The sequence below is a fragment of the Devosia sp. P2_G7 genome (assembly GCF_056403495.1).
The window spans coordinates 62,360-68,897 of sequence record NZ_JBFUFI010000016.1 but is presented as its reverse complement, the minus strand read 5'-3'; the positions used below and the strand labels follow the sequence as shown (position 1 = coordinate 68,897).

General features: G+C 65.6%; 6 protein-coding genes. 3 read left to right on the top strand and 3 right to left on the bottom strand.

All coding sequences use genetic code 11. The annotated features are described in order from the left end of the window. The first annotated feature begins 531 nt into the window (after window positions 1-531). From ilvD to AC1DWU_RS21445, 3 genes are all read left to right on the top strand, one after another. Entirely contained in the window at window positions 532-2,256 is a 1,725-nt protein-coding gene (gene ilvD / locus AC1DWU_RS21455) for a dihydroxy-acid dehydratase (RefSeq protein WP_477152046.1), read from the top strand. Between the two features lie 85 nt (window positions 2,257-2,341). Further along, window positions 2,342-3,088: a tetratricopeptide repeat protein gene (locus AC1DWU_RS21450; protein ID WP_477152045.1), complete on the top strand. Its 747-nt coding sequence runs from the start codon at window positions 2,342-2,344 to the stop codon at window positions 3,086-3,088. A 70-nt stretch (window positions 3,089-3,158) separates the two neighbouring features. Then, window positions 3,159-3,359 carry a hypothetical protein gene (locus tag AC1DWU_RS21445; protein WP_477152044.1) on the top strand — a complete coding sequence of 67 codons (201 nt, stop codon included), beginning with the start codon at window positions 3,159-3,161 and terminating at the stop codon, window positions 3,357-3,359. Here AC1DWU_RS21445 and xth read toward each other — a convergent pair. The 3 genes from xth to AC1DWU_RS21430 form a co-directional block, all read right to left on the bottom strand. After that, on the bottom strand, window positions 3,356-4,135 hold the full coding sequence (gene xth, locus AC1DWU_RS21440; RefSeq protein WP_477152043.1) for an exodeoxyribonuclease III: 780 nt from the start codon (window positions 4,133-4,135) through the stop codon (window positions 3,356-3,358). The genes AC1DWU_RS21445 and xth overlap by 4 nt on opposite strands. A 28-nt stretch (window positions 4,136-4,163) precedes the next feature. Then, complete coding sequence (locus AC1DWU_RS21435; protein ID WP_477152042.1) at window positions 4,164-5,285, bottom strand: serine hydrolase domain-containing protein; 1,122 nt, start codon at window positions 5,283-5,285, stop codon at window positions 4,164-4,166. Window positions 5,286-5,354: 69 nt separating this feature from the next. Beyond that, window positions 5,355-6,464 carry a serine hydrolase domain-containing protein gene (locus tag AC1DWU_RS21430; protein WP_477152041.1) on the bottom strand — a complete coding sequence of 370 codons (1,110 nt, stop codon included), beginning with the start codon at window positions 6,462-6,464 and terminating at the stop codon, window positions 5,355-5,357. Window positions 6,465-6,538 lie beyond the last annotated feature (74 nt).

Below are 6,538 nucleotides of genomic sequence, written 5' to 3'. Positions count from 1 at the left end.
AGCCGGGCGGGAGCAAGGAAACGCGGTGCTGGCATTCCGGCCGCCGACCGAGCTGCCATCGTTCCCGCGATGCGGCAGGGGATGCGCCCCGGCACTGGTGGCATAGGCCCAAAACCCCGGCCGGCCGGCGAGGCGTGAGCCTCATTCATCTGCGGACTGCCGCTACGGGGCAAACGCCTCGCCGGTCCCGCTTCGTCTGCTCCAAAACCGACGGCGCGGGCCGGTCGGAGGCCTCATCATGCCTGCTTCCTGAACGCCGGATGAATCGCGCGTGACGTTTTTGCAACAGCAACTTTGAATCCCGTTCACCGCGCATCGGGATCAACGTTTTGCTGAGGAACCCCGCCACAATGTGACCCTAAAAGAAGCAGAGGACAAAACTCGGACGGGCTGCACGAATGTGGAAGCCATTAGCTTTCACACCGAACCATTCGTGCGCTTCCCGCCCTTGTGCCTTGTCAGGCCGAACCCCATAAACGGCGCCTTCTGAGGGGCGCCGGACAACACCGGCCGGACAAGCAGGACGAAGAAATGACATCGAACTACGTCGACAAATCGCGTCTTCCCAGCAGGCATGTGACCGAAGGCCCGGAGCGCGCTCCGCACCGGTCCTATCTCTACGCCATGGGCTTGACCAGCGAGCAGATCCACCAGCCGCTCATCGGCGTGGCGACGGCGTGGAACGAGGCGGCTCCCTGCAATATTTCGCTCGGCCGCCAGGCGCAGGCCGTCAAGAAGGGCGTTGCCGCCAATCACGGCACCCCGCGCGAATTCACCACCATCACCGTCACCGACGGCATCGCCATGGGCCATGCCGGCATGAAGTCCTCGCTGGCCTCCCGCGACGTCATCGCCGACTCGGTCGAGCTCACCATGCGCGGCCATTCCTATGACGCGCTGGTTGCGATGGCAGGCTGCGACAAGTCGCTGCCCGGCATGATGATGGCGATGATCCGCCTCAACGTGCCGTCGATCTTCATCTATGGCGGCTCCATCCTCCCGGGCCGCTTCCGCGGCCGCGATGTCGTCGTGCAGGACCTGTTCGAGGCCGTCGGCCTCCACTCGGTCGGCAAGATGGACGACGAGACTCTCGACGAGCTCGAGCGCGTTGCCTGCCCGTCGGCCGGCTCCTGCGGCGGCCAGTACACGGCCAACACCATGGCCATGGTGGCCGAAGCCATCGGCCTCGCGCTGCCCTATAGCTGTGGCGCCCCGGCGCCTTACGAAATCCGTGACGCGCTCTGCGCCAAGGCCGGCGAGCAGGTGATGGAGCTGCTCAAAGTGCAGCTCCGCCCGCGCGACATCGTTACCCGCAAGGCGTTCGAGAACGCCGCGATGACCGTCGCCGCCACTGGTGGCTCGACCAATGCTGCGCTGCACCTGCCGGCGATGGCGCATGAGGCGGGCATCGACTTCGACCTGTTCGACGTCGGCGAGATCTTCAAGAAGACCCCGTATATCGGCGACTTGAAGCCGGGTGGGAAGTATGTCGCCAAGGACCTGTTCGAGGCCGGCGGCATCCCGCTGGTGATGAAGGCGCTGCTCGAGGGCGGTTTTCTCCACGGCGACTGCATGACCGTCACCGGCAAGACCGTCGCCGAGAACCTCGAGAAGGTGAAGTTCAACACCGAGCAGGACGTCATCCGCTCGACCTCGAACCCGATCTCGCCCACCGGCGGTGTCGTGGCGCTGCGTGGCAATCTGGCACCAGACGGCGCCATCGTTAAGGTTGCTGGCCTCAAGAACTTGCGTTTCGTCGGCCCGGCGCGCGTATTCGACAACGAAGAGGCGTGCTTCGAGGCGGTTGAGAAGCGGACCTACAAGGAAGGCGACGTGCTCGTCATCCGCTACGAAGGCCCCAAGGGCGGCCCCGGCATGCGCGAGATGCTGTCGACCACGGCTGCGCTCTACGGCCAGGGCATGGGCGACAAGGTTGCGCTCATCACCGACGGCCGCTTCTCGGGTGCCACCCGCGGCTTCTGCATCGGCCATGTCGGCCCCGAAGCTGCCATCGGCGGCCCGATCGCCCACATTCAGGACGGCGACATCATCACCCTCGACGCCACGACCGGCGAGATTTCGGTCAACGTGTCCGACGAAGAGTTTGCCCGGCGCTCGAAGAGCTGGGCCCCGCGCGAGACCGAGTATGGCTCGGGCGCAATCTGGAAGTATGCCCAGCTGGTGGGACCGGCGCGTTACGGCGCGCTGACCAACCCCGGCGCCAAGGGCGAGAAGGAGCAGTATGCGGACATTTAGGGCAGGAGCCCTTGTCTCCGTTGCGTTTTGGGCTGCGCTCGCGATTGCGGGCGTAGTCACCCCGGCCGCCGCTCAGGTGAGCGGCGTGCTGCCGTCCATGCCGGCTGCGCCGGAGACGGCTGCCGATGCGGCGCTCGCCATGGCCAACCAGCTCGATGGCGCCGGCGGCGGCATCTCTAGCGCCGACCTGGTCGCTGCGCTGGAGGATGCGGCGCTCGCGGGCCAGCCGATGGCTTTGTTCCAGCTCGGCCTGATGTACGAGAGCGGCGAGGGCGTCGCCAAGGACCCGGTCAAGGCCTTCGGCTATTTCAGCCAGATCGCCGACGAGCACGCCGATACCGCCCCCAAGGGCGTCGAGGCCGATATCGTCGCGCAGTCGTTCCTCAAGATCGGCGAGTACTATCGCACCGGCCTGCCGGAAGCCGGTATTCCCAAGAACGAAGCCTATTCCAACAAGCTGATCATGCACGCCGCGTCCTACTTCGGCGACGCCGATGCGCAGTACAAGGTGGGCGAACTCTATCTCGATGACGCCGAACTCGGCGACAGCCCGCTCCAGAGCGCCCGCTGGCTCAACCTCGCGGCCCGCAAGGGCCATGCCGGGGCCCAGGCCAAGCTTGGCAGCATGCTGTTCAACGGGCAGGGGATCGAAGCCGATCCGATCGAAGGCCTGATGTGGCTCACCGTCGCCTCGCGCCGTGCCGCCGGGACCGCCGACGACGGCTGGATCCACGACCTGCTCACCAACGCGATGTCCGTAGCTACCCCCGAGCAGCGCAAGCAAGCCGTCGAACTCGCCGATTCGCTCGGCACCCGCTTCGGCGGACTCTGACAGCCGCGTTCAGGATCAATTCAGCCGCACTGGTGCAACCATCGGGCCATTCTCCCGTTGGATTTCCATCATGCGCCTGCCGATCATTCTCGCTCTCATCGTCGTCATCACGCTCCCCAAGGATGTCCGCGGGTTCGTCAACGACGTCTCGGACCAGGCCCGCATCGCAACGGCCTCGATCGCGCATTTCCTCGATCGCGACGACACCGTTCAGGTGGCCGACGCCAGCAATGTGCTGAAAGCCAAGAACACGGCCGGCAATATCCGCTAGAACGCGAAATCACCCTCGACCGGCACGTGGTCGCTCGGCTTGTCCATGCCGCGCACTTCCCGGTGCACGATCACGTCGTTGAGCCGATCCGCCGCCTGTGGTGACAGCAGCAGGTGGTCGATCCGTATCCCGTCATCGCGATCCCACCCGAAAGTCTTGAAGTCCCAGAACGTGTAGGACGGCTCATCGGTCACCGCCCGTACCGCATCGGTGAGCCCCAGGTTCAGCAGCGCCCGCCACTTCTCGGCGCTCTCCGGCCTGAACAGCGCGTCCCCCACCCACTGCTTCGGATTCTTCGCATCCACAGCCGCCGGGATGATGTTGTAATCGCCTAGCAATATGAACGGCTCTTCCAAAGCCAGCCTACCCTCGACGAACGTGTGCAGCCGGTCCATCCAGCTCAGCTTGTAGGTGAACTTGTCGGTGCCCACCGGATTTCCGTTCGGCAGGTAGATGCCGCACACCCGCACCACACCGCCTTCGACCGAGAATACTCCCTCGATCAGCCGCGATTGCTCGTCGCTATCGTCACCGGGTAATCCCCGCGTCACTTCGTCGAACTTATGCTTGGACAGGATCGCGACGCCGTTCCAGCTCTTCTGGCCGTGCGTCTCGACATTGTAGCCGAGGGCCTCGATCTCCATGCGCGGGAACGCATCATCGACCGACTTGATCTCCTGCAGGCACACGATGTCGGGCGAGACATCCTCCAGCCACTTGAGCAGCAGTCCCTGCCGGGCTTTGACGCCGTTGATGTTCCAGGTGGCGATGCGCATGCGGCCGACTCCAGTTGCGCGGAGCAGCCTACTGGCCGCCCGTCCTGCCGTAAACCGCGTCGCGGATGTCGAACCGGTACTGGCCGCTGCAGCCCTCATAGGGCGTATTGGTCATCGACAGGATGGTGATGCCGCTGGCCGGATCGACCGTCCACTCGTGGCCGTAGACCCCGCCCCAGCGCAGCGTACCTCGCGCCACCGGGCTGTTTGCCGCGACCGGATCGTCGACGATCGCCGACAGGAAGCCGAAGCGCTGGCCCGCATCCTGCGGCCGGCGCGGCAGGTCGCCGATCTGGTTCTGCGCCGCCATCTCGACGGTTTCGGTCCGCAGCACATCGCCGCCGCCGGCGCGGATGGTCTCGAAGAAGGTCATCAGGTCATCGGCCGAGCCGACCATGCCGGCGCCGCCGGATTGAAATGCCTTCCTGTTGAAAATGCGCGAGGGCGAAAAGTCCGTCCGTTCGCCCAGCGGATTAATCAGCACATCCGGGTCGCCCATCCGTCGCAGTCCCGGCGGGCCATCCGCATAGGGCACTGCCAGCCGGCTCTGGTCGCCGACGGAGAACCCGGTGTCCTTCATCCCGAGTGGCCCGACGATGTAGTGCTCCACTGCCTCACCCAGTGTGCCGCCGTGGATCTTGGCGACGATGGCGCCCAGCACGTCGATATTGACGCCATACTCCCAGCCGGTGCCCGGCTCGAACAGCAGCGGCTCCTGCGCAATCAGCGTCAGGTTGGCCTCGTGGTCGAGTTCGGTCTGCTGCAGCCCCGTGGTAATTGCCGGGTTGCTGAAGCCATAGCCCAACCCCGAGGAATGGCTCAGCAGGTGCCGGATCAGGATGCGCGCCTCGCCGCCGTCCTTCAGCTTCGGCCGGAAGTAGGGGAGGTGATCGCTGACTGCGTTGTCGAGCCCGATCAGCCGGCGCTCGATCATTGCCAGTGCCGTCGCCGCGACGATCGGCTTGGTCACCGAGGCCAGCCGGAAGATCGCGTCGCGCCGCATCGGCACCCTGGCCTCCCGGTCAAACCAGCCCGCCGCCCGTGCGTAGACCAACTCGCCGTGCCGCTTTACCAGCGTCACCGATCCGACGATCTTCTCATTCGCGATTGCGCCGTCGACAACAGCGTCGATCCGCCCAGCCAAGTCCATTTGCCTACTCCGGTCTCACGCGGGCCTTCGCCCAATTCCAACGTCCGTTCGACGCTCAGGGATCGCTACCTAGGCGTACACGGCCTGCAATATGTCGTCGCGGAACTTGCCGTCCGATCCCTCGAGCCCGGTATTGCTCATGGAAACGACCGACAGCCCCGCACTGGGGTCGATGAACCAGTTATGCCCGTAGATGCCGCCCCAGCGCACTGTGCCGCGCGGCGCCGGCGAGCCCGCCGCGACCGGATCGTCGAGCCAGGCGCCGAACAGGGAGAACTGCCAACCCGGCGATCCGGCCTGACTCAATTGTGGGGTCTGATTGGCAAGGCCGAGCGCCACCGTTTCGGGCCGCAGGATCGACCCACCGCCGACACGCAGTGCTTCCAGCAACCGCATGAAATCAGGGCCGCTGCCGGCCGCTCCGCCACCGCCCGACTGAAAGGCCGCACTATCGAAGATCCGATCCGGATCGTAGGTTACGGCGCTGCCCCAGGGAGTAGGGATGGTGTGTACCGACACCATCCGGTCGGGGCCATCAGCCCCATCGGCATATGGGGCTGCGAGCCGGGAGAGCTCGGGGACGCTGAAGCCGGTGTCGTTCATGCCCAGCGGCCCGGTGACGTACCGGCCGATGGCGTCTTCGAGCCGTCCGCCGACAAGCCGCCCGGCCACGTGGCCGAGGACGTCGATGGAGGGCCCGTAAGTCCAGCCAGTCCCGGGCGCGAAAAGCAGCGGCAGTGCACCGATCCGCGCGATGATCGCGTCGTCGCCGAGGCGCCAGCGATTCACGGCCGCAGCCTGTTCCTCTGGCGTGAGGATCGAAGCGGTGGAGAGGCCGGACGTGTGCGTGAGCAACTGCCGGATGGTGATGGTCGGCGCGGCGCCATCGGGCAGGCGCGGGCGAAACTCGGGAAGGTAGTCGGTGATCGCGGAGTCGAGCCCGAGCTTCCCCGCGTCGACCAATGCGAGGATCGTTGCGGCGACGATCGGCTTGGTGAGCGAGGACAGCCTGAAGATCGCGTCGGGGACCATCGGCCGCCCGGCCTCGCGATCGGCCAGGCCATGGGCACCTTCGTAAAGGAGCTCGCCATGCTTGCCGACGAGGACAACTGCGCCGACGATGCGTTTTTCATCGATCGCGCGACCGACCACCGCGTCGACTCGTGCAGCCAAATCCACAGTCCGCCTCCCAAATCCGGGCGGACGCTAGCGAGCCGAAGCTATCGAGGCAAGGCCGACAATGGTTCAGGCGA

Coding starts and splice junctions, on each gene's coding strand:
- AC1DWU_RS21435 (WP_477152042.1), bottom strand. CDS start 5,285: ATGGACTTGGCTGGGCGGATCGACGCTGTTGTCGACGGCGCAATCGCG.
- ilvD (WP_477152046.1), top strand. CDS start 532: ATGACATCGAACTACGTCGACAAATCGCGTCTTCCCAGCAGGCATGTG.
- xth (WP_477152043.1), bottom strand. CDS start 4,135: ATGCGCATCGCCACCTGGAACATCAACGGCGTCAAAGCCCGGCAGGGA.
- AC1DWU_RS21445 (WP_477152044.1), top strand. CDS start 3,159: ATGCGCCTGCCGATCATTCTCGCTCTCATCGTCGTCATCACGCTCCCC.